The organism is Streptomyces sp. NPDC059255, from assembly GCF_042752355.1.
Taxonomy (GTDB): domain Bacteria; phylum Actinomycetota; class Actinomycetes; order Streptomycetales; family Streptomycetaceae; genus Streptomyces.
On record NZ_JBHYZP010000038.1, the window covers coordinates 12443 to 32386 of the forward strand.

The window sequence follows — 19944 nt, forward strand, 5'->3', positions numbered from 1 at the left end:
GCCGTGCCACTGCGGTCAGCGGTCACGCCTCGCGGCTCAAGGGGATCGATGACTGACTATGGCCGGGGCCCCGGCTCCGCACCGTGGCACCCCGGGGACCCCCTGTACGGGGACTCGGGGTGGGCGGCACAGCAGGCCACCGACGGCAGCGGTTCCTCCTACGGAGGGCAGCAGCAGTACCCGCAGCAGTCGCAGGCGCAGGCCCAGTACGGGGAGGCGCAGGACCCGTACCAGCAGCAGTACCAGCAGCAGCCGCAGCACCCTCAGTACCAGGGCGGGCAGCCCGAGTACGGTGCTCAGCAGTACGGCGGCCAGCAGTACGGCACGCAGCAGCAGCCGCAGTACCAGGAGCAGCCCCAGCAGCCGCAGCAGGGGCCGTACGGAGGCCAGCAGCACCCGCAGCACCACCCCCAGCAGCAGTACGCCGATCCGCAGTACAACGACCCGCAGTACAACGGCGGTTGGGACAACGGCCAGCAGGCCGCGATGCCGTACGGGGCCAACGCCCCGGCCCCCTACGCGGGCGAGCACGGAAACTACGCCGAGAACCACGACTACTACGGCACCCCCGACGCCTACCCGCCCCCGCAGCCCCCCGGCCGGCGGCAGCCCGACCCGGAGCCCGAGGCCGAACCCGGTCCGGCCGAGGCCGACGCGGACACGCCGGAGAAGGAGACGCACCCCTTCTTCACCGGTGGGGGCGGCGACGGGGACGACGACGGCGGCGAGGGCCGCGGTGGCGAGGGCCGCGAGCGCCGCGGCAAGACGAAGAAGAAAAAGAAGAGCCGCAACGGCACGGCCTGCCTGGTCGTCGCCGTGGTCTTCATCGGCGGCGCCGGCGGTATCGGCTATGTCGGCTACCAGTTCTGGGAGAGCAAATTCGGCCCGCCGCCGGACTTCGTGGGCGCGGGCTCCGGCGATATCCAGGTGGAAATTCCGCCGGGGGCCGGCGGGTATGAGATCGGCGCCATTCTGGTGAAGAACGGCGTGGTGAAGAGTCAGCGCGCCTTCGTCGCCGCACAGAAGCAGAACCCGAAGGGCAATACGATCCAGGCGGGCGTCTACACGCTCAGCAAGGAGATGTCCGCGCGCAACGCCGTCACGAAGATGCTCAGCCCGAGCAGCCGGAATGCTTTGATCGTGCCGCCCGGTACTCGTAATGTTGTGGTCTACAAGGCGATCGACAAGAAGATCGGTGCCAAGGCAGGCACCACCGAGGCGATTGCGAAGAAGGACTTCGCCAAACTCGGTCTGCCGAAATGGGCCAAGAGCGGTACGCCGATAAAGGATCCGCTGGAGGGCTTCCTCTACCCCGCCAGCTATCCGGTGGCGAAGGGGGCGAAGCCTGAGGACGTCCTCAAGAAGATGGTGGCCAGGGCGAACGTCGAGTACGAGAAGCTCGATCTGGAGACGAACGCCAAGAAATTCGACTTCGAAAGCCCCTGGGAGCTCGTCACTGTCGCCAGCCTGGTCCAGGCGGAGGGAAAGACGCACGACGACTTCAGGAAGATGGCCGAAGTCGTCTACAACCGGCTCAAGCCCACGAATACCGAGACGAATCAGCTCCTCCAGTTCGACTCGGCCTTCAATTACCTCAAGGGTCAGAGCAACATCAACATCAGCGAGTCCGAGATCAACAGCAACAAGGACCCGTACAACACCTATACACAGAAGGGCCTGACGCCCGGCCCCATCGGAAACCCGGGCGAGGAAGCGTTGGCTGCCACGCTCAATCCGACGGAGGACGGCTGGATCTACTTCGTGGCAACCGACGGAAAGCATAAGACCGAGTTTGCCAAAACCTACGAAGAATTCCAGGAGCTCAAGAATAAATTCAACGATCAGACGAGCAATGGCTCCGCCGGGAATTAGACGTGCTCTCCCTCGGCGCGCGCGTTCCTCGGTAGGGCAGGCGGTCGGTGATCGGCTGGCGTTGTGATCTGGAGTCGGGCGGCGTGGCCGGCGCCAAGGGCATGTTTCAAGAGCTGTATGCCGGTCGGGTGGCGCGAGAGCGGTCGGGTCTCCGCCCGATGCGCCTCCTCGATGTCATTCAAGATCGTTGCTGGATGTTTTGGAGGGGTATGGGTCTGTTCGCCCTCCCGAATGAAGCCCAATGAATTGCGGCGCTCGGTACGTTCTTCATGTGGTGTCCCGCCCTGTCGCCCTGCGGCAGGCAGGGCGACAGGGCAACGCATCTCTGCGGACAGGCGTACGGCGCCCGGACTCGAGATCTACACCCAGCAAGTTTTTGAATTCAGTAGAGTGTCGCCTTCGAATCTTGCTACTTGAATTCCAATCGCGTACATGCCGGCGGAGTCTGTTGCGGTGGTGTACCATGCTTGGCCTGCTCCAGCTCCTCCGGTCCACGACCTCCATCCCCAGTAGTAAACTTCCCCCACATAGTTCTGAGATACGAGTCGAATTCTTACGTGGTGCCCGTCAGAATTGGTGTCGACGACACCCAGGCCGATCCAGACGGTGGATTTCGTTCCGACTGACCAGTTGTCGTACTCCAGATCCCCTGAGGCGCCGGTCGTGCTGCATGTTATTGACCCCTTGCTCGCCGTTGTGGCTGCTTGGGCGGAGCCTGCTGTGATCCCGCTCAGTGTGAGCGCCATGCCTATTCCAAGTGATATGAGGGACTTTCGCATGAATTGATTCTCCTTCGAGGTCTGATGCGGTCTTTTTGTGATGCGGATCTACTTCTTGTGTGCGGTTCGGTGGCTCGATCCGACTGCCGAATTCCCTTCCTGTCGGAGAGTGCTGACCGCTGGATGTTCACGGAGGGTACTCGTTCAATTTCATGGAGTGACTATCGCAAATGATTCTGACGCCTGTCAAGGGTTTTGAATTTCGGCATATATTGACAGGATCCACGTGATCCACTAAAAGTGGATTTTTCTGCTCCTGGAGTCTCTGTGTTGCGCCATGCGATCAGGAAGGCGGCGGTCCTCGGATCGCCCATCGCTCATTCCCTTTCCCCGGCGCTGCACCGCGCCGCGTACGCGGAACTCGGCCTCGGCCAGTGGTCGTACGGCCGGTTCGAGGTGGACGAGGCCGGGCTCTCCGGATTCCTCGAAGAGGTGCGGGGCGACCCCTCCTGGGCGGGGCTGTCGCTGACCATGCCGCTCAAGCGGGCCGTCATCCCGCTGCTGGACGAGATCACCGGCACCGCGGCCTCGGTGGAGGCGGTCAACACGGTCGTCTTCGGTGAGGATGGCCGGCGCACCGGCGACAACACGGACATCCCCGGCATGATCGCCGCGCTCCGCGAGCGCGGTGTGGAGAAGGTGGAGTCTGCGGCGGTCCTCGGGGCGGGCGCGACCGCCTCGTCCGCGCTCGCGGCCCTCGCCGTGCTCTGCGCCGGCCCCGTCACCGCGTATGTGCGCAGCGAGGCCCGCGCCACCGAGATGCGCGGCTGGGGCGAGCGCCTCGGGGTCGATGTCCGGATCGCCGACTGGGCGGAGGCCGACGGCGCGCTGAGCGCGCCGCTGGTGATCGCCACCACCCCGGCGGGCACCGCCGACGTGCTCGCCGACGCGGTCCCGGAGGCGCCGGGCACCCTCTTCGACGTGCTGTACGAGCCGTGGCCGACGCCGCTCGCGGCGGCCTGGTCCGGGCGCGGCGGAGCCCTCGTGAGCGGGCTCGACCTGCTGGTCCACCAGGCGGCGCTCCAGGTGGAACTGATGACGGGCCGCTCGCCCGCGCCGCTCGACGTGATGCGCGAGGCCGGCATCGCGGCGCTCGGCTGACCCGTACCCGGTCCGGTCCGTCGGACGTGGTGGTCCGGTCTGCGGACCGCTGCCCGCCGCCGGTCCCCGCCGTGGGAGAATCGGACAAGGCGGGCCAGGGCCGCGCACCCGGTCGCGCCGTTGTCGTTTCGGGCGCGCGCGAGTATGAGGAGCACCGTTGAGCAGGTTGCGCTGGCTGACCGCGGGGGAGTCCCACGGACCCGCACTCGTGGCGACGCTGGAGGGTCTTCCCGCCGGTGTGCCCATCACCACGGAGATGGTGGCGGACCACCTGGCCCGGCGCCGTCTCGGCTACGGCCGCGGTGCTCGGATGAAGTTCGAGCAGGACGAGGTCACCTTCCTCGGCGGGGTACGGCACGGCCTGACCATGGGCTCGCCCGTCGCGGTCATGGTGGGCAACACCGAGTGGCCCAAGTGGGAGCAGGTCATGTCGGCCGATCCGGTCGACCCCGCGGAGCTGGCCCAGCTCGCGCGCAACGCCCCGCTGACCCGGCCCAGGCCCGGTCACGCGGATCTCGCGGGCATGCAGAAGTACGGCTTCGACGAGGCCCGTCCCGTACTGGAGCGCGCCAGCGCCCGGGAGACGGCCGCGCGGGTGGCGCTCGGCGCCGTGGCGCGCTCGTACCTGAAGGAGACGGCCGGGATCGAGATCGTCTCCCATGTCGTCGAGCTGGCCGCGGCGAAGGCCCCGTACGGGGTCTACCCGGAGCCGTCCGACGTGGCGAAGCTCGACGCCGACCCGGTGCGCTGTCTGGACGCCGACGCGAGCAAGGCTATGGTCGCGGAGATCGACCAGGCCCACAAGGACGGCGACACCCTCGGCGGGGTCGTCGAGGTGCTGGCGTACGGCGTGCCGGTCGGACTCGGCTCGCACGTCCACTGGGACCGCAGGCTCGACGCCCGGCTCGCCGCCGCGCTCATGGGCATCCAGGCCATCAAGGGCGTCGAGGTCGGCGACGGCTTCGGGCTGGCCCGGGTGCCGGGCTCGAAGGCGCACGACGAGATCGTCCCGACCGCCGACGGCATCCGGCGAGCCTCCGGCCGTTCCGGCGGCACCGAGGGCGGGCTGACCACCGGTGAGCTGCTGCGCGTACGGGCCGCGATGAAGCCCATCGCGACCGTGCCGCGCGCGCTGGCCACCGTCGACGTGGCCACCGGCGAGGTGACCAGCGCCCACCACCAGCGCTCCGACGTGTGCGCCGTGCCGGCCGCCGGCATCGTCGCCGAGGCCATGGTCGCGCTGACCCTCGCCGACGCGGTCGCGGAGAAGTTCGGCGGCGACAGCGTCACGGAGACGCGCCGCAACGTCGACTCGTACCTCGACAACCTCCGGATCCGATGAGCGCCCCGGATCCGGCGAACGGGCCGGTGGTGGTCCTCGTCGGCCCCATGGGCGTCGGCAAGTCGACCGTCGGCGAACTGCTCGCCGCGCGGCTCGGCACCGCCTTCCGCGACAGCGACGCCGACATCGTCGCCGCCCAGGGACGGTCCATCGCGGAGATCTTCGTGGACGACGGCGAGACGCACTTCCGGGAGCTGGAGCGCGCGGCGGTACGGCGCGCGCTCGCCGAGCACCCCGGCGTCCTCGCGCTCGGCGGCGGCGCGGTCCTCGACGCCGCCACTCGCGCGGAGCTGACCGGGCTGCCGGTCGTCTATCTCTCGATGGAGGTCGCCGAGGCGGCCCGGCGGACCGGGCTGAACACGGCGCGCCCGCTGCTGGCCGTCAACCCCCGCCAGCAGTGGAAGAAGCTGATGGAGGGGCGCCGCCACCTGTACACGGAGGTGGCCCGGGTCTGCGTCGCCACCGACGACCGCGCACCCGAAGAGGTCGTGGACGCCGTCCTCGACGCGCTGGAGCTCACCCCTCCTCCGGCGGAAGAGCTCAGGACCCCCGGCAAGGAGAACCCCGTATGACGGACCAGGCAGTCACCCGTATCCAGGTCGGCGGCACCGCGGGGCACGACCCGTACGAGGTGCTGGTCGGCCGGCAGCTCCTGGGCGAGCTGCCCGGGCTGATCGGGCCGCGGGTCCGGCGGATCGCCGTCATCCACCCCGAGGCGCTGGCGGGCACCGGCGAGGCGCTCCGGGCGGACCTCGCCGAGCAGGGGTACGAGGCCGTCGCGATCCAGGTGCCGAACGCCGAGGAGGCGAAGACCGCAGAGGTCGCCGCGTACTGCTGGAAGGCGCTCGGGCAGACCGGTTTCACCCGCAGTGATGTGATCATCGGCGTGGGCGGCGGTGCCACCACCGACCTGGCCGGGTTCGTCGCCGCGACCTGGCTGCGCGGGGTGCGCTGGATCGCCGTACCGACGACCGTGCTCGCGATGGTCGACGCGGCCGTGGGCGGCAAGACCGGCATCAACACCGCCGAGGGCAAGAACCTCGTCGGCGCCTTCCACCCGCCCGCCGGGGTGCTCTGCGACCTCGCAGCGCTGGACTCCCTCGGGGTGAACGACTACGTCAGCGGCATGGCGGAGATCATCAAGGCGGGGTTCATCGCGGACCCGGCCATCCTGGAGCTGGTCGAGGCCGACCCGGAGGGCGCCCGTACGCCGTCGGGGCCGCACACCGCCGAGCTGATCGAGCGGTCGATCCGGGTCAAGGCCGAGGTCGTCTCCAACGACCTCAAGGAGTCCGGTCTCCGGGAGATCCTCAACTACGGCCACACCCTGGCGCACGCCATCGAGAAGAACGAGCGCTACAAGTGGCGGCACGGCGCGGCCGTCTCCGTCGGCATGGTCTTCGCCGCCGAACTGGGCCGGCTGGCCGGCCGGCTCGACGACGCGACCGCCGACCGGCACCGCGCCGTCCTGGAGTCCGTCGGCCTTCCGCTGACCTACCGCGGTGACCAGTGGCCCAAGCTGCTGGAGACGATGAAGGTCGACAAGAAGTCCCGGGGCGACCTGCTGCGCTTCATCGTGCTCGACGGCCTCGGCAAGCCGACCGTGCTGGAGGGCCCGGACCCGGCGGTGCTGCTCGCGGCGTACGGGGAGGTGTCCGCGTGACCCGGCGGGTCCTCGTCCTCAACGGGCCCAACCTGGGCCGCCTCGGCTCGCGCGAGCCCGACGTGTACGGGGCGACGTCGTACGCCGGGCTGGTGGACGCCTGCCGCGACCTCGGCAAGGAGCTGGGGCTCGACGTCGACGTACGGGAGACGAACGACGAGGGGGAGCTGATCCGCTGGCTCCACGAGGCCGCGGACGGCGCCCTGCCGGTCGTCCTCAACCCCGGCGCGTTCACCCACTACTCGTACGCGATGCGGGACGCGGCGGCGCAGCGCACGGCGCCGCTGATCGAGGTGCACATCTCGAACCCGTACGCGCGCGAGGAGTTCCGCCACACCTCGGTCGTCGCGGCCGTCGCCAGCGGTACGGTCGCGGGCTTCGGCATCGGCTCGTACCGGCTCGCACTGCGCGCTCTCGCCGAAGAGCTGACGAGCTGACCGCCTGACGGGACGGGCCGGGGTGCGCGGGCGCCGCCGCCCGCGCACCCCGGCCGTTCCCACCGCGGCGGCCGGGGGCGGTACCGTTCGGTGGCGCGGCCCCGCCGGGCCCCGCAGACCAGCGTCAGTCGTACGAGACGGAGTGGCACCGGATGCAGCACTCAGTGGGGGTTCCGCTGCCGCCTCCCCAGGGACCAGGGCGGGGCACCGGGGGATGGCCACCGCAGGCACCCGCCGCGCACCAGGCCCACGGCACGTACCCGGCACAGGGCCCGCAGGGCCCGCACCAGGCACAGGGTCCCCACGGGCCGCAGGGGCCCCATGGACCGCACCAGGCCCATGGACCACAGCAGGCGCCGGGGCCTCATCCGGTGCAGGGGCCGCAGCAGCCTCCCGGGCGCCCTCAGTCCTCGGGGCCGCAAGGGCCTCCGGTGCCCCCCGGCGCGCAGGGACGGCCCCCGCAGCCCCCTCAGCCTCAGATCCCGGGCCAGCACCCGGGACCGCCTCCCGGGCCCGCGCAGGGGCACGGACACGGCCCCGTGCCGCCGCCCGGCCCGGGGAGCGGGCCGCCGCCCCCGGACGTCACCGGGCATGTCCAACTGCCGCCCGGCGGACCCGTGCCGATCCCCGCCGTCCCGCCGGCCGACAGCGGCACGGGCACCGCGACCCTCGCGGTCCTGCTGATCGGGCCCGCGGGCGCGGGCAAGACGACCGTCGCCCGGCACTGGGCGAGCAGCCGCCGGGTGCCCACCGCGCACATCAGCCTGGACGACGTACGCGAATGGGTCTGCGCGGGCTTCGCCGACCCGCAGTCCGGCTGGAACGACCACTCCGAGGCGCAGTACCGGCTGGCCCGCCGCACCTGCGGCTTCGCCGCGCGCAACTTCCTCGCCAACGGCATCTCCTGCATCCTCGACGACGCGGTCTTCCCGGACCGCCCGGTCGTCGGGCTCGGCGGCTGGAAGCGCCATGTCGGCCCCGGACTGCTCCCGGTGGTCCTGCTCCCCGGCCTGGAGATCGTGCTGGAGCGCAACGCCGAGCGCAGCGGCAACCGCCGGCTGGCGGACGAGGAGGTCGCGGGCATCCACGGCCGGATGGCCGGCTGGTACGGCTCGGGGCTGCCCATCATCGACAACTCCAAGTACGACGTGGAGACCACCGCCCGGGTCCTGGACGACGTCCTGGCCCGCGCGCTGGCCTCGCCGCCGAGCTGGTGAGCCGCTCCCCGGGGCCGTCGCGGGGGCTCCCGCGACGGCCCCGGGGGTTCCCCGGTCGGACGCGCTGAACCGGCCGGGTGAGGTGCACACTCGTACGATCGGGTCATGTCAGACGTGCATGCGGTCCGCCGCGCGCGGCTGCGTGACCGGTACGCCGCCGCGGGCAACGACGCGGCGCTGGTCTCCCGGCCCGCCAACGTCCGCTACCTCGCGGGCGGGGCGCCGCCCGGCGCCGTACTGCTGCTCGGCCCGTACGACGACGACACGCTGCTCTGCCCGCCCGCCCCCGGCCACGGGGGCGAGGACGGGCACGCACCGGTCGACGAACAACTGCGCCGCACCGCCGTACCGGGCAGCGGCGACCCCGCCGTGGCCGCCGCGGGCCTCCTCACCCCGTCCGCCGCGGTCAGGCTCGCCGTCGAGGAGCACCACCTCACCGTCGCCCGGCACCGGGCGATCGGCGCCGTCGCGCCCGCCCTGCGCCTGACGGACCTCGGCTGCGCCGTCGAGCAGCAGCGGATCGTGAAGGACGAGGAGGAGATCGCCTGTCTGCGGATCGCCGCCGAGATCGCCGACCACGCGCTGGGGGAGCTGCTGGAGTCGATCCTGGTGGGCCGCACGGAGCGGCATCTCGCGCTGGAGCTGGAGCGGCGGCTCGTCGACCACGGCGCCGACGGCCCCGCCTTCCCGACCGTCGTCGCCACCGGGCCGCACTCGGGCCGCCCCGGGCACCGTCCCTCGGACCGGCGGGTGGAGGAGGGGGATTTCCTCTCCGTCGGCCTCGGTGCCGACTACCGCGGATACCGGTGTCTCATCGGCCGTACGTTCGTCATCGGGACCTCCCCGGCCGACTGGCAGATCGAGCTGTACGAGCTGGTCTTCGCGGCACAACGGGCAGGTCGGGAGGGGCTCGTGCCCGGCGCGGGCTACCGCGACGTGGACCGCGCGACGCGGTATCCGCTGGAGGCCGCCGGGCACGGCGAGGGGCTCGCGCCCCGTACGGGACACGGTGTCGGACTCGAAATCGACGAGGACCCGCAGCTCGCTCCCGCGGCCATGGGTAAACTGGACGCTCGTGTGCCGGTCACCGTCGGACCGGGGGTCCACCTCCCGGGCCGGGGCGGTGTCCGGATCGATGACACGCTCGTCGTCCGCCCCGAGGCGGACGGCGGACCCGAGCTACTCACCATCACGACCAAGGAGCTGCTCGCGCTTTAGCGCCGCGACCTGCAATGTCTGCCCCGAAGGCAGAGCTTGCCGGGAGGGGCGCTGGTGCCGCTGGCCGGCGATGTCCGCCCGCCGGGGCGGCGCGCGGCCCCCGGTCGTCCACCTGCTTTCAGTCCAGGAGATTCCGCAACCGTGGCTTCCACGAACGACCTCAAGAACGGCCTGGTGCTCAAGCTCGACGGAGGCCAGCTCTGGTCCGTCGTCGAGTTCCAGCACGTCAAGCCCGGCAAGGGCCCGGCCTTTGTGCGCACCAAGCTGAAGAACGTGCTCTCCGGCAAGGTCGTCGACAAGACCTTCAACGCCGGCGTGAAGGTCGAGGTGGCCACTGTCGACCGCCGCGACATGCAGTTCTCGTACATGGACGGCGAGTACTTCGTCTTCATGGACATGAGCACGTACGACCAGCTCATGATCGACCGCAAGGCGGTCGGCAACGCGGCGAACTTCCTGATCGAGGGCTTCACCGCCACGGTCGCCACGCACGAGGGCGAGGTGCTCTACGTCGAGCTGCCCGCCGCGGTCGAGCTGGTCATCAAGCACACCGACCCGGGTGTCCAGGGCGACCGCTCCACCGGCGGCACCAAGCCGGCGACGCTGGAGACCGACTACGAGATCGGCGTCCCGCTCTTCATCACCACCGGCGAGAAGATCAAGGTCGACACCCGCACGGGCGACTACCTCGGCCGGGTGAACAGCTAACCGTGGCTGCCAGGAGCAATGCCCGTAAGCGCGCGTTCCAGATCCTCTTCGAGGCCGATCAGCGCGGTACGTCCGTACAGAACGTTCTCGCGGACTGGATCAGGCACTCCCGCTCCGACGACCGGCAGCCGCCCGTCAGCGAGTTCACCATGGAACTGGTCGAGGGATACGCGGAGCACGTGGCCCGTATCGACGAGCTCATCGGCACCTACGCGGTGGACTGGGACCTCGACCGGATGCCGGTCGCCGACCGCAACATCGTGCGGCTCGGCACGTACGAACTGATCTGGCTGGACGGCACCCCGGACGCGGTGGCGATCGACGAGGCGGTCCAGCTCGCCAAGGAGTTCTCCACCGACGAATCCCCGGCGTTCGTGAACGGCCTCCTCAGCCGCTTCAAGGACCTCAAGCCGAGTCTGCGCCGCGCCTGAGCGGCGGTCCGCCCTCACGCGCCGGACGGGATCAGCCAGCCCGCCCGGTACGTGAGGGCGCGCGTGTGTCCGGACCCGTGCGGGCCTGCCGGGCCCGCGGGATCCGCCGGGCCGCCGGGAACACCGGCTCAGGCCGGGAGCACCGGCCGGACGCCGGACGCGCCGATGGGCGGTCCCGTACGTGCGTACGGGACCGCCCATCGGACATATGGAGGGGACGTTTCTGCCGATCCGCGGGCCGGGCCCGCGGGGCGGTCAGCTCTCGTCGTGCGCGACCGCGCGCCGCGCGTCCGCGTCCAGCACACCCCAGCTGATGAGCTGCTCGGTCAGGACCGACGGCGACTGGTCGTAGATGACGGCGAGGGTGCGCAGGTCGTCCTGGCGGATCGACAGCACCTTGCCGTTGTAATCGCCCCGCTGGCTCTGGATCGTCGCCGCGTACCGCTGGAGCGGGCCGGCCTTCTCCTGCGGCACGTGGGCCAGGCGCTCCAGGTCGAGAACGAGCTTCGGCGGCGGCTCGGCGGCACCGCCGGGCGTCGTGCCGGGAAGAAGCTCCTGGACCGGGACACCGTAGAAGTCCGCCAGCTCGGCGAGGCGCTGCACCGTGACGGCACGGTCTCCCCGCTCGTACGAACCCACCACCACGGCCTTCCAGCGGCCCTGGGACTTCTCCTCCACGCCGTGGAGAGAGAGGCCCTGCTGGGTGCGGATGGCGCGGAGTTTGGCCCCGAGCTGCTTTGCGTATTCGCTGGACATATAGCTCCCCGGACGCTGGAACATTGTGCGGCTCCGCCGCGTGGCTGGTAACTCACTGTGAGGTTACGCAGCGTTACTTGGATGCGTCAAGCCGGGGGCCCCGGACCGGGGTCCGTACCGGCCTCCGTACCGCCGTCCGTACCGCGCTCCGTACCGCCCACGGGCGCCTTTCCGCAGGGGGTGGTGCCGAATGTGCCGTGGACCCCCTGCTAGCCTGAGTGGCGTAATTTCAGTGGTTTCGGTATTTCCGACGTCCTTTAAGGTCCGTCCAGTGAGGCGGAGAAGGAGGTCCGTTTCTCATGGACACCGGCAGCACCCCCAGCAGTGACACGCACGGCGACACGAGCCGTACGGAGAGCACGGCCCCGTCAGGTTCGGCGCGCCCCGTTCTGGAGGCCCCCGACATCGCGCGGGTCCTGACCCGTATCGCCCACGAGATCGTCGAACGCGCCAAGGGCGCCGACGACGTCGTGCTCCTCGGCATTCCGACCCGCGGGGTCTTCCTGGCCCGCCGCCTCGCCGGAAAACTCGCCGAGATCACCGGCCGCACCATCCCGGTCGGCTCCCTCGACATCACCATGTACCGCGACGACCTGCGGCTGCGGCCCGCCCGCGCGCTGGCCCGCACCGACATCCCCGGGGACGGCGTCGACGGACGGCTGGTCGTCCTCGTCGACGACGTGCTCTTCTCCGGCCGGACGATCCGCGCCGCCCTCGACGCGCTCGGCGACATCGGCCGGCCGCGCGCCGTCCAGCTCGCGGTCCTGGTCGACCGCGGCCACCGCGAGCTGCCGATCCGCGCCGACTACGTCGGCAAGAACCTCCCCACCTCGCTGCGGGAGACGGTCAAGGTCCAGCTCGCCGAGGAGGACGGCCGCGACACCGTGCTGCTCGGCCTCCAGCGGCCCGCCGAGTCCGGCGAGCGGTAGCGGGCGCGGCCCGCCCCCGTACACCACCCACCCCGTACGGCTGCCTCCGCGCGCCCGCACGCCCGCACACCCCATCACACCGGAGCGCTCTTCCGATGCTGCGTCTTCCCGGGGCGAACCCCCGCACACCCGGCCACCTGATCTCCGCCGCCGACCTCAGCCGCGACGACGCCGTGCTGATCCTCGACACCGCCGAGGAGATGGCCCGGGTCGCCGACCGGCCCATCAAGAAACTGCCGACCCTGCGCGGCCGTACCGTCGTCAACCTCTTCTTCGAGGACTCGACCCGTACCCGGATCTCCTTCGAGGCCGCCGCCAAGCGGCTCTCCGCCGATGTGATCAACTTCTCCGCCAAGGGGTCGTCGGTCTCCAAGGGCGAGTCGCTCAAGGACACCGCGCTCACCCTGGAGGCGATGGGCGCCGACGCCGTCGTCATCCGGCACGGCGCCTCCGGCGCCCCGTACCGCCTCGCCACGTCCGGCTGGATCGACGGCGCGGTCGTCAACGCGGGCGACGGCACCCACGAACACCCGACCCAGGCCCTGCTGGACGCCTTCACGCTCCGCCGCAGGCTGGTCGGCGCGGACGCCGGGATCGGCCGCGACCTGGCCGGGCTGCGGGTCACCATCGTCGGCGACGTGCTGCACAGCCGCGTCGCCCGCTCCAACGTCCTGCTGCTGCACACGCTCGGCGCCCATGTCACCGTCGTCGCGCCGCCCACCCTCGTGCCCATCGGCGTCGAGCACTGGCCCTGCGAGGTCAGCTACGACCTGGACCGGGTGCTGCCCGCGTCCGACGCCGTGATGATGCTGCGGGTCCAGCGTGAACGGATGAACGCCGCCTTCTTCCCGACCGAGCGCGAGTACGCGCGGCGTTACGGTCTGGACGGGGAGCGGATGGGCCGGATGCCCGGAACGTCCGTCGTCATGCACCCCGGGCCGATGAACCGCGGCATGGAGATCACCGCGGAGGTCGCCGACTCCGACCGCTGCACGGCGGTCGAGCAGGTCACCAACGGCGTCTCCATCCGCATGGCCGTGCTCTACCTGCTGCTGGGCGGCAACGAGCCCGCCGTCACCACGTCCCGCCCGTCGTCCGAGCCGTCCCGCCCGTCACCCGAGGAGAACAAGTAATTATGAGCAAGATCCTTATCCGGGGCGCGCAGGTGCTCGGCGGCGACATCCAGGACGTACTGATCGACGGTGAGGTCATCGAGGCGGTGGGCACCGGCCTGGACGCCGGTGACGCCACCGTCGTGGAGGCCGCGGGGCAGATCCTGCTGCCCGGCCTGGTCGACCTCCACACCCATCTGCGCGAGCCCGGCCGCGAGGACTCCGAGACCGTCCTGACCGGCACGAAGGCCGCCGCCGTCGGCGGCTTCACCGCCGTCCACGCCATGGCCAACACCTTCCCCGTCGCCGACACCGCCGGCGTCGTCGAGCAGGTCTGGCGGCTCGGCAAGGAGTCCGGCTACTGCGACGTGCAGCCCGTCGGCGCCGTCACCGTCGGCCTGGAGGGCAAGCACCTCGCCGAACTGGGCGCCATGCACGACTCCGCCGCGGGCGTCCGGGTCTTCTCCGACGACGGCAAGTGCGTCGACGACGCGGTGATCATGCGCAGGGCGCTGGAGTACGTGAAGGCGTTCGACGGGGTCATCGCCCAGCACGCCCAGGAGCCGCGGCTCACCGAGGGCGCCCAGATGAACGAGGGCGTCGTCTCCGCGGAGCTGGGCCTCGGCGGCTGGCCCGCCGTCGCCGAGGAGTCGATCATCGCGCGCGACGTCCTGCTCGCCGCGCACGTCGGCTCCCGCGTGCACATCTGCCACCTCTCCACCGCGGGCTCCGTCGAGCTGGTCCGCTGGGCGAAGTCCAAGGGGTGGAACGTCACCGCCGAGGTCACCCCGCACCACCTCCTCCTCACCGACGAGCTCGTACGGTCGTACAACCCCGTCTACAAGGTGAACCCGCCGCTGCGCACCGAGGCCGACGTCCTCGCCCTGCGCGCGGCCCTCGCGGACGGCACGATCGACTGCGTCGCCACCGACCACGCGCCCCACCCGCACGAGGACAAGGACTGCGAGTGGGCCGCGGCGGCCATGGGCATGGTCGGTCTGGAGACCGCCCTGTCGGTGGTCCAGGAGACGATGGTCGAGACCGGGCTGCTGGACTGGGCGGGCGTCGCCGACCGGATGTCGTTCCGTCCGGCGCGCATCGGCCGCCTCGAAGGCCACGGCCGGCCTGTCTCGGCAGGCGAGCCCGCCAACCTGACCCTGGTGGATCCGGCATACCGTGGAGCCGTGGACCCCGCGGGCTTCGCCTCGCGCAGCCGTAACACCCCCTACGAGGGGCGTGAGCTGCCGGGACGTGTGACCCACACCTTCCTGCGGGGCCGGGCCACGGTCGTCGACGGGAATCTGGCGTGACAACTGCGAACCTTCTTCTCCCCCTGGCCGCCGAGCAGAAGTCGGCGGACGTGACCGACTGGGCCGCCCGGATCGGCTGGGTGGCCGGTCTGCTGCTCTTCGTCGCCTTCGTGTACTGGCTGATGCGCCAGGGCTGGAAGTGGCGCGGCAGCCTCCAGTCGGACCTGCCCGGGCTCCCCACGGCCCCGGACGACCCCGGTACGGCGCGGCTGACCATGGCGGGCCGCTACCACGGCTCCACGACCGCCGGGCAGTGGCTCGACCGGATCGTCGCCCACGGGCTCGGCGCCCGCAGCCGCGTGGAGCTGACGCTCACGGACGCGGGGCTCGACGTCGTACGACCCGGCGCCAACGACTTCTTCATCCCGGCGGAGCAGCTGCGCGGGGCCCGGCTCGACAAGGGCATCGCGGGCAAGGTCCTCGCCGAGGGCGGGCTGCTGATCGTCACCTGGGAGCACGGCGAGCGACTGATCGACTCCGGCTTCCGCTCCGACCGGTCCGCCGAACACGCGGCCTGGGTCGACGCCATGAACTCCATGGACGAGCTCATCACGGCGAACCCGTCCGGCACGGCGCGCGAGAGCGCCACCACGCACCACACCAGCACTACGGAAGGCCCCGCACGATGACCACCTCCATCCGGGGAACCGGCCGCGTTCCCGCCGTACTCGTCCTGGAGGACGGCCGCAGCTTCCGCGGCCGCGCCTACGGGGCCGTGGGGGAGACCTTCGGCGAGGCCGTCTTCTCCACCGGCATGACCGGCTACCAGGAGACCCTCACCGACCCGTCGTACCACCGCCAGGTCGTCGTGATGACGGCCCCACACATCGGCAACACCGGCGTCAACGACGAGGACCCCGAGTCCCGGCGGATCTGGGTCTCCGGCTACGTCGTACGCGACCCCGCGCGCACCCCGTCCAACTGGCGCTCGCGCCGCTCCCTCGACGACGAGCTGGTCGCCCAGGGCGTCGTCGGCATCAGCGGCGTCGACACCCGCGCCCTCACCCGCCACCTCCGCGAGCGCGGCGCCATGCGCGTCGGCATCTTCTCCGGGGAGTCCCTGGCGGACGAGGCGGCGCTGCTCGCCCGGGTCCGGCAGGCCCCGGAGATGACCGGCGCCGACCTCTCCGCCGAGGTCGCCACCGAGCAGCCGTACGTCGTCCCCGCCATCGGCGAGAAGCGCTTCACCGTCGCCGCGCTCGACCTCGGCATCAAGGGCATGACCCCGCACCGGATGGCCGAGCGCGGCATCGAGGTGCACGTCCTGCCCGCCACCGCCACGCTGGACGAGGTGTACGCGACCCGCCCCGACGGGGTTTTCCTCTCCAACGGGCCCGGCGACCCCGCCACCGCCGACCTCACCGTCGTCCGGGGCGTGCTGGAGCGCGGCACACCGCTCTTCGGGATCTGCTTCGGCAACCAGCTCCTCGGCCGCGCGCTCGGCTTCGGCACGTACAAGCTGAAGTACGGCCACCGGGGGATCAACCAGCCCGTACAGGACCGCACCACGGGCAAGGTCGAGGTCACCGCGCACAACCACGGCTTCGCCGTCGACGCCCCGCTCGACCGCGTCTCCGACACCCCCTACGGCCGCGCCGAGGTCTCGCACGTCTGCCTCAACGACAACGTCGTCGAAGGACTCAGGCTGCTCGACCGGCCGGTCTTCAGCGTCCAGTACCACCCCGAGGCGGCCGCGGGCCCGCACGACGCCGCGTACCTGTTCGACCGCTTCACACAGCTCATGGAGGGCCAGCGTGCCTAAGCGCACCGATATCCAGTCCGTCCTGGTCATCGGTTCAGGACCGATCGTCATCGGCCAGGCCGCTGAGTTCGACTACTCCGGAACCCAGGCCTGCCGCGTCCTCAGGGCCGAGGGGCTGCGGGTCATCCTGGTCAACTCCAACCCCGCCACGATCATGACGGACCCGGAGATCGCCGACGCCACGTACGTCGAGCCGATCACCCCCGAGTACGTCGAGAAGATCATCGCGAAGGAGCGCCCCGACGCGCTGCTGCCCACCCTCGGCGGCCAGACCGCGCTGAACACCGCGATCTCGCTGCACGGCGCGGGCACCCTCGACAAGTACGGCGTCGAACTGATCGGCGCCAATGTCGAGGCCATCAACAAGGGCGAGGACCGCGACCTCTTCAAGGACGTCGTCAGGGCCGTCCACGCCAAGATCGGCCACGGCGAGTCCGCCCGCTCGGTCATCTGCCACACCATGGACGACGTCCTCGCCGGCGTCGACACGCTCGGCGGCTACCCCGTCGTCGTCCGCCCCTCCTTCACCATGGGCGGCGCCGGTTCGGGCTTCGCCCACAACGAGGAGGACCTGCGCCGGATCGCCGGACAGGGCCTGATGCTCTCGCCGACCACCGAGGTGCTCCTGGAGGAGTCCATCCTCGGCTGGAAGGAGTACGAGCTGGAGCTGATGCGCGACAAGCACGACAACGTCGTGGTCGTCTGCTCCATCGAGAACTTCGACCCGATGGGCGTGCACACCGGCGACTCGATCACCGTCGCGCCCGCGATGACGCTCACCGACCGCGAGTACCAGATCCTGCGGGACGTCGGCATCGCCGTGATCCGCGAGGTCGGCGTCGACACCGGCGGCTGCAACATCCAGTTCGCGGTCAACCCCGAGGACGGCCGCGTCATCGTCATCGAGATGAACCCGCGCGTCTCCCGCTCCTCCGCGCTCGCCTCCAAGGCCACCGGTTTCCCGATCGCCAAGATCGCCGCCCGGCTCGCCGTCGGCTACACGCTGGACGAGATCCCCAACGACATCACCGAGAAGACCCCGGCGTCCTTCGAGCCCACGCTCGACTACGTCGTCGTCAAGGTGCCGCGGTTCGCCTTCGAGAAGTTCCCGGCCGCCGACGCCAGCCTCACCACCACCATGAAGTCCGTCGGCGAGGCCATGGCCATCGGCCGTAACTTCACCGAGGCCCTCCAGAAGGCGCTGCGCTCCCTGGAGAAGGCCGGCAGCCAGTTCTCCTTCACCGGGGAACCCGGCGATCGTACGGAGCTGCTGGAGACCGCCGGGATCCCCACCGACGGCCGGATCAACACCGTCATGCGGGCCATCAGGGCCGGGGCCACCCCCGAGGAGGTCTTCGACGCCACGAAGATCGACCCGTGGTTCGTCGACCAGCTCTTCCTCATCAAGGAGTACGCGGACGAGCTGGCCGCCGCCGAGCGGCTCGACGCCGGCCTGCTCGCCGAGGCCAAGCGGCACGGCTTCTCCGACGCCCAGATCGCCGAGATCCGCGGGCTGCGCGAGGACGTCGTCCGCGAGGTCAGGCACGCCCTCGGCGTACGCCCCGTCTACAAGACGGTCGACACCTGCGCCGCCGAGTTCGCCGCGAAGACCCCGTACTTCTACTCCTCGTACGACGAGGAGAGCGAGGTCGCGCCGCGCGAGAAGCCCGCCGTGATCATCCTCGGCTCCGGCCCCAACCGGATCGGCCAGGGCATCGAGTTCGACTACTCCTGCGTCCACGCCTCCTTCGCCCTGAGCGACGCGGGGTACGAGACCGTGATGGTCAACTGCAACCCGGAGACCGTCTCCACCGACTACGACACCTCCGACCGGCTCTACTTCGAGCCGCTCACCCTGGAGGACGTCCTGGAGATCGTCCACGCCGAGACCCTGGCGGGACCGGTCGCCGGCGTCGTCGTCCAGCTCGGCGGCCAGACCCCGCTCGGCCTCGCGCAGGCCCTCAAGGACAACGGCGTGCCCGTCGTCGGCACCTCCCCCGAGGCGATCCACGCCGCCGAGGACCGGGGCGCCTTCGGCCGGGTCCTCGCCGAGGCCGGCCTGCCCGCGCCCAAGCACGGCACCGCCACCACTTTCGCCGAGGCCAAGGCCATCGCGGACGAGATCGGCTACCCGGTCCTCGTCCGGCCCTCGTACGTCCTCGGCGGACGCGGCATGGAGATCGTGTACGACGAGACCAGGCTCTCCGCGTACATCGCCGAGTCCACCGAGATCAGTCCCACCCGCCCGGTCCTGGTGGACCGTTTCCTCGACGACGCCATCGAGATCGACGTCGACGCGCTCTACGACGGTACGGACCTGTACCTCGGCGGCGTCATGGAGCACATCGAGGAGGCCGGCATCCACTCCGGCGACTCGGCGTGCGCCCTGCCGCCCATCACCCTCGGCGGCTTCGACATCAAGCGGCTGCGCGCCTCCACGGAGGCCATCGCCCGCGGTGTCGGCGTGCGCGGACTGATCAACATCCAGTTCGCGATGGCCGGCGACATCCTCTACGTCCTGGAGGCCAACCCGCGCGCCTCCCGCACCGTCCCCTTCACCTCGAAGGCGACCGCCGTACCGCTCGCGAAGGCCGCCGCCCGGATCTCCCTCGGCGCCACCGTCGCGGAGCTGCGTACGGAGGGGCTGCTGCCCGCGCAGGGCGACGGCGGCACGCTGCCGCTCGACGCGCCGATCTCCGTCAAGGAGGCCGTCATGCCCTGGTCGCGCTTCCGCGACATCCACGGCCGCGGCGTCGACACCGTCCTCGGCCCGGAGATGCGCTCCACCGGCGAGGTCATGGGCATCGACTCCGCCTTCGGCACGGCGTACGCCAAGTCGCAGGCCGGGGCGTACGGCCCGCTGCCCGTCAAGGGCCGCGCCTTCATCTCCGTCGCCAACCGCGACAAGCGCTCGATGATCTTCCCGGCGCGCGAGCTGGTCGCCCACGGCTTCGAGCTGCTGGCCACCTCCGGCACCGCGGAGGTCCTCAAGCGCAACGGCATCAACGCCACCGTCGTACGCAAGCAGAGCGAGGGCGAGGGCCCGGCCGGCGAGAAGACCGTCGTCCAGCTCATCCACGACGGGGACGTCGACCTCATCGTCAACACCCCGTACGGCACCGGCGGCCGGCTGGACGGCTACGAGATCCGCACGGCGGCCGTGGCGCGCGGCATCCCGTGCCTCACGACGGTCCAGGCGCTGGCCGCCGCCGTCCAGGGCATCGACGCCCTCAAGCACGGCGACGTCGGCGTCCGCTCCCTCCAGGAGCACGCGGAGCACCTCACCGCGGCGCGCGAGGACTGAGCG

Annotated in this window: 17 protein-coding genes; 16 read left to right on the plus strand and 1 reads right to left on the minus strand. The window is 70.9% G+C overall.

Going from position 1 to position 19944, the window contains the following annotated elements; genetic code table 11:
• Positions 1-48: 48 nt before the first annotated feature.
• From mltG to nusB, 10 genes are all read left to right on the plus strand, one after another.
• The gene (gene mltG / locus ACFXKG_RS33135) at positions 49-1872 is read left to right on the plus strand and encodes an endolytic transglycosylase MltG (RefSeq protein WP_384846875.1); all 1824 of its coding nucleotides are present in this window, start codon (positions 49-51) and stop codon (positions 1870-1872) included.
• 1046 nt (positions 1873-2918) lie between these two features.
• Entirely contained in the window at positions 2919-3752 is an 834-nt protein-coding gene (locus ACFXKG_RS33140) for a shikimate dehydrogenase (RefSeq protein WP_384846877.1), read from the plus strand.
• A 157-nt stretch (positions 3753-3909) separates the two neighbouring features.
• The gene (gene aroC / locus ACFXKG_RS33145) at positions 3910-5094 is read left to right on the plus strand and encodes a chorismate synthase (protein WP_384846879.1); all 1185 of its coding nucleotides are present in this window, start codon (positions 3910-3912) and stop codon (positions 5092-5094) included.
• On the plus strand, positions 5091-5666 hold the full coding sequence (locus tag ACFXKG_RS33150; RefSeq protein ID WP_384846881.1) for a shikimate kinase: 576 nt from the start codon (positions 5091-5093) through the stop codon (positions 5664-5666). Before aroC ends, ACFXKG_RS33150 begins: the two co-directional genes overlap by 4 nt.
• Complete coding sequence (gene aroB / locus ACFXKG_RS33155; protein WP_384846883.1) at positions 5663-6757, plus strand: 3-dehydroquinate synthase; 1095 nt, start codon at positions 5663-5665, stop codon at positions 6755-6757. Before ACFXKG_RS33150 ends, aroB begins: the two co-directional genes overlap by 4 nt.
• Positions 6754-7194: a type II 3-dehydroquinate dehydratase gene (aroQ, locus tag ACFXKG_RS33160; RefSeq protein ID WP_384846885.1), complete on the plus strand. Its 441-nt coding sequence runs from the start codon at positions 6754-6756 to the stop codon at positions 7192-7194. Before aroB ends, aroQ begins: the two co-directional genes overlap by 4 nt.
• Positions 7195-7346: 152 nt before the next feature.
• Positions 7347-8411, plus strand: a complete 1065-nt coding sequence (locus ACFXKG_RS33165) for an AAA family ATPase (RefSeq protein ID WP_384846887.1) — start codon at positions 7347-7349, stop codon at positions 8409-8411.
• A gap of 105 nt (positions 8412-8516) precedes the next feature.
• Positions 8517-9629 carry an aminopeptidase P family protein gene (locus ACFXKG_RS33170; protein ID WP_384846889.1) on the plus strand — a complete coding sequence of 371 codons (1113 nt, stop codon included), beginning with the start codon at positions 8517-8519 and terminating at the stop codon, positions 9627-9629.
• Positions 9630-9770: 141 nt separating this feature from the next.
• Entirely contained in the window at positions 9771-10337 is a 567-nt protein-coding gene (gene efp, locus ACFXKG_RS33175; protein ID WP_384846891.1) for an elongation factor P, read from the plus strand.
• 2 nt (positions 10338-10339) lie between these two features.
• Complete coding sequence (gene nusB, locus ACFXKG_RS33180; RefSeq protein ID WP_365813196.1) at positions 10340-10768, plus strand: transcription antitermination factor NusB; 429 nt, start codon at positions 10340-10342, stop codon at positions 10766-10768.
• Between the two features lie 255 nt (positions 10769-11023).
• Here nusB and bldD read toward each other — a convergent pair whose 3' ends face one another.
• Complete coding sequence (gene bldD / locus ACFXKG_RS33185; protein ID WP_329828429.1) at positions 11024-11524, minus strand: transcriptional regulator BldD; 501 nt, start codon at positions 11522-11524, stop codon at positions 11024-11026.
• Between the two features lie 299 nt (positions 11525-11823).
• Here bldD and pyrR point away from each other — a divergent pair, with 299 nt between their 5' ends.
• The 6 genes from pyrR (at position 11824) to carB (ending at position 19941) form a co-directional block, all read left to right on the plus strand.
• Positions 11824-12453: a bifunctional pyr operon transcriptional regulator/uracil phosphoribosyltransferase PyrR gene (gene pyrR, locus ACFXKG_RS33190; RefSeq protein WP_384846894.1), complete on the plus strand. Its 630-nt coding sequence runs from the start codon at positions 11824-11826 to the stop codon at positions 12451-12453.
• A 95-nt stretch (positions 12454-12548) separates the two neighbouring features.
• Entirely contained in the window at positions 12549-13586 is a 1038-nt protein-coding gene (locus ACFXKG_RS33195; protein WP_384846896.1) for an aspartate carbamoyltransferase catalytic subunit, read from the plus strand.
• A gap of 2 nt (positions 13587-13588) precedes the next feature.
• A complete protein-coding gene (locus ACFXKG_RS33200; RefSeq protein ID WP_384846898.1) occupies positions 13589-14875 on the plus strand; it encodes a dihydroorotase in 1287 nt (428 codons plus the stop codon).
• A complete protein-coding gene (locus tag ACFXKG_RS33205) occupies positions 14872-15504 on the plus strand; it encodes a hypothetical protein (RefSeq protein WP_384846900.1) in 633 nt (210 codons plus the stop codon). Before ACFXKG_RS33200 ends, ACFXKG_RS33205 begins: the two co-directional genes overlap by 4 nt.
• On the plus strand, positions 15501-16637 hold the full coding sequence (gene carA, locus ACFXKG_RS33210) for a glutamine-hydrolyzing carbamoyl-phosphate synthase small subunit (protein ID WP_365813188.1): 1137 nt from the start codon (positions 15501-15503) through the stop codon (positions 16635-16637). Before ACFXKG_RS33205 ends, carA begins: the two co-directional genes overlap by 4 nt.
• Complete coding sequence (gene carB, locus ACFXKG_RS33215; RefSeq protein WP_384846902.1) at positions 16630-19941, plus strand: carbamoyl-phosphate synthase large subunit; 3312 nt, start codon at positions 16630-16632, stop codon at positions 19939-19941. The genes carA and carB overlap by 8 nt, the downstream gene beginning before the upstream one ends.
• Positions 19942-19944 lie beyond the last annotated feature (3 nt).

What these genes read in the sequence shown, in the direction of transcription:
- ACFXKG_RS33150 (WP_384846881.1), top strand. Translation starts at nt 5,091, where the DNA reads ATGAGCGCCCCGGATCCGGCGAACGGGCCGGTGGTGGTCCTCGTCGGC.
- bldD (WP_329828429.1), bottom strand. Translation starts at nt 11,524, where the DNA reads ATGTCCAGCGAATACGCAAAGCAGCTCGGGGCCAAACTCCGCGCCATC.
- ACFXKG_RS33195 (WP_384846896.1), top strand. Translation starts at nt 12,549, where the DNA reads ATGCTGCGTCTTCCCGGGGCGAACCCCCGCACACCCGGCCACCTGATC.
- pyrR (WP_384846894.1), top strand. Translation starts at nt 11,824, where the DNA reads ATGGACACCGGCAGCACCCCCAGCAGTGACACGCACGGCGACACGAGC.
- ACFXKG_RS33200 (WP_384846898.1), top strand. Translation starts at nt 13,589, where the DNA reads ATGAGCAAGATCCTTATCCGGGGCGCGCAGGTGCTCGGCGGCGACATC.
- ACFXKG_RS33165 (WP_384846887.1), top strand. Translation starts at nt 7,347, where the DNA reads ATGCAGCACTCAGTGGGGGTTCCGCTGCCGCCTCCCCAGGGACCAGGG.
- aroB (WP_384846883.1), top strand. Translation starts at nt 5,663, where the DNA reads ATGACGGACCAGGCAGTCACCCGTATCCAGGTCGGCGGCACCGCGGGG.
- carA (WP_365813188.1), top strand. Translation starts at nt 15,501, where the DNA reads ATGACCACCTCCATCCGGGGAACCGGCCGCGTTCCCGCCGTACTCGTC.
- mltG (WP_384846875.1), top strand. Translation starts at nt 49, where the DNA reads ATGACTGACTATGGCCGGGGCCCCGGCTCCGCACCGTGGCACCCCGGG.
- ACFXKG_RS33170 (WP_384846889.1), top strand. Translation starts at nt 8,517, where the DNA reads ATGTCAGACGTGCATGCGGTCCGCCGCGCGCGGCTGCGTGACCGGTAC.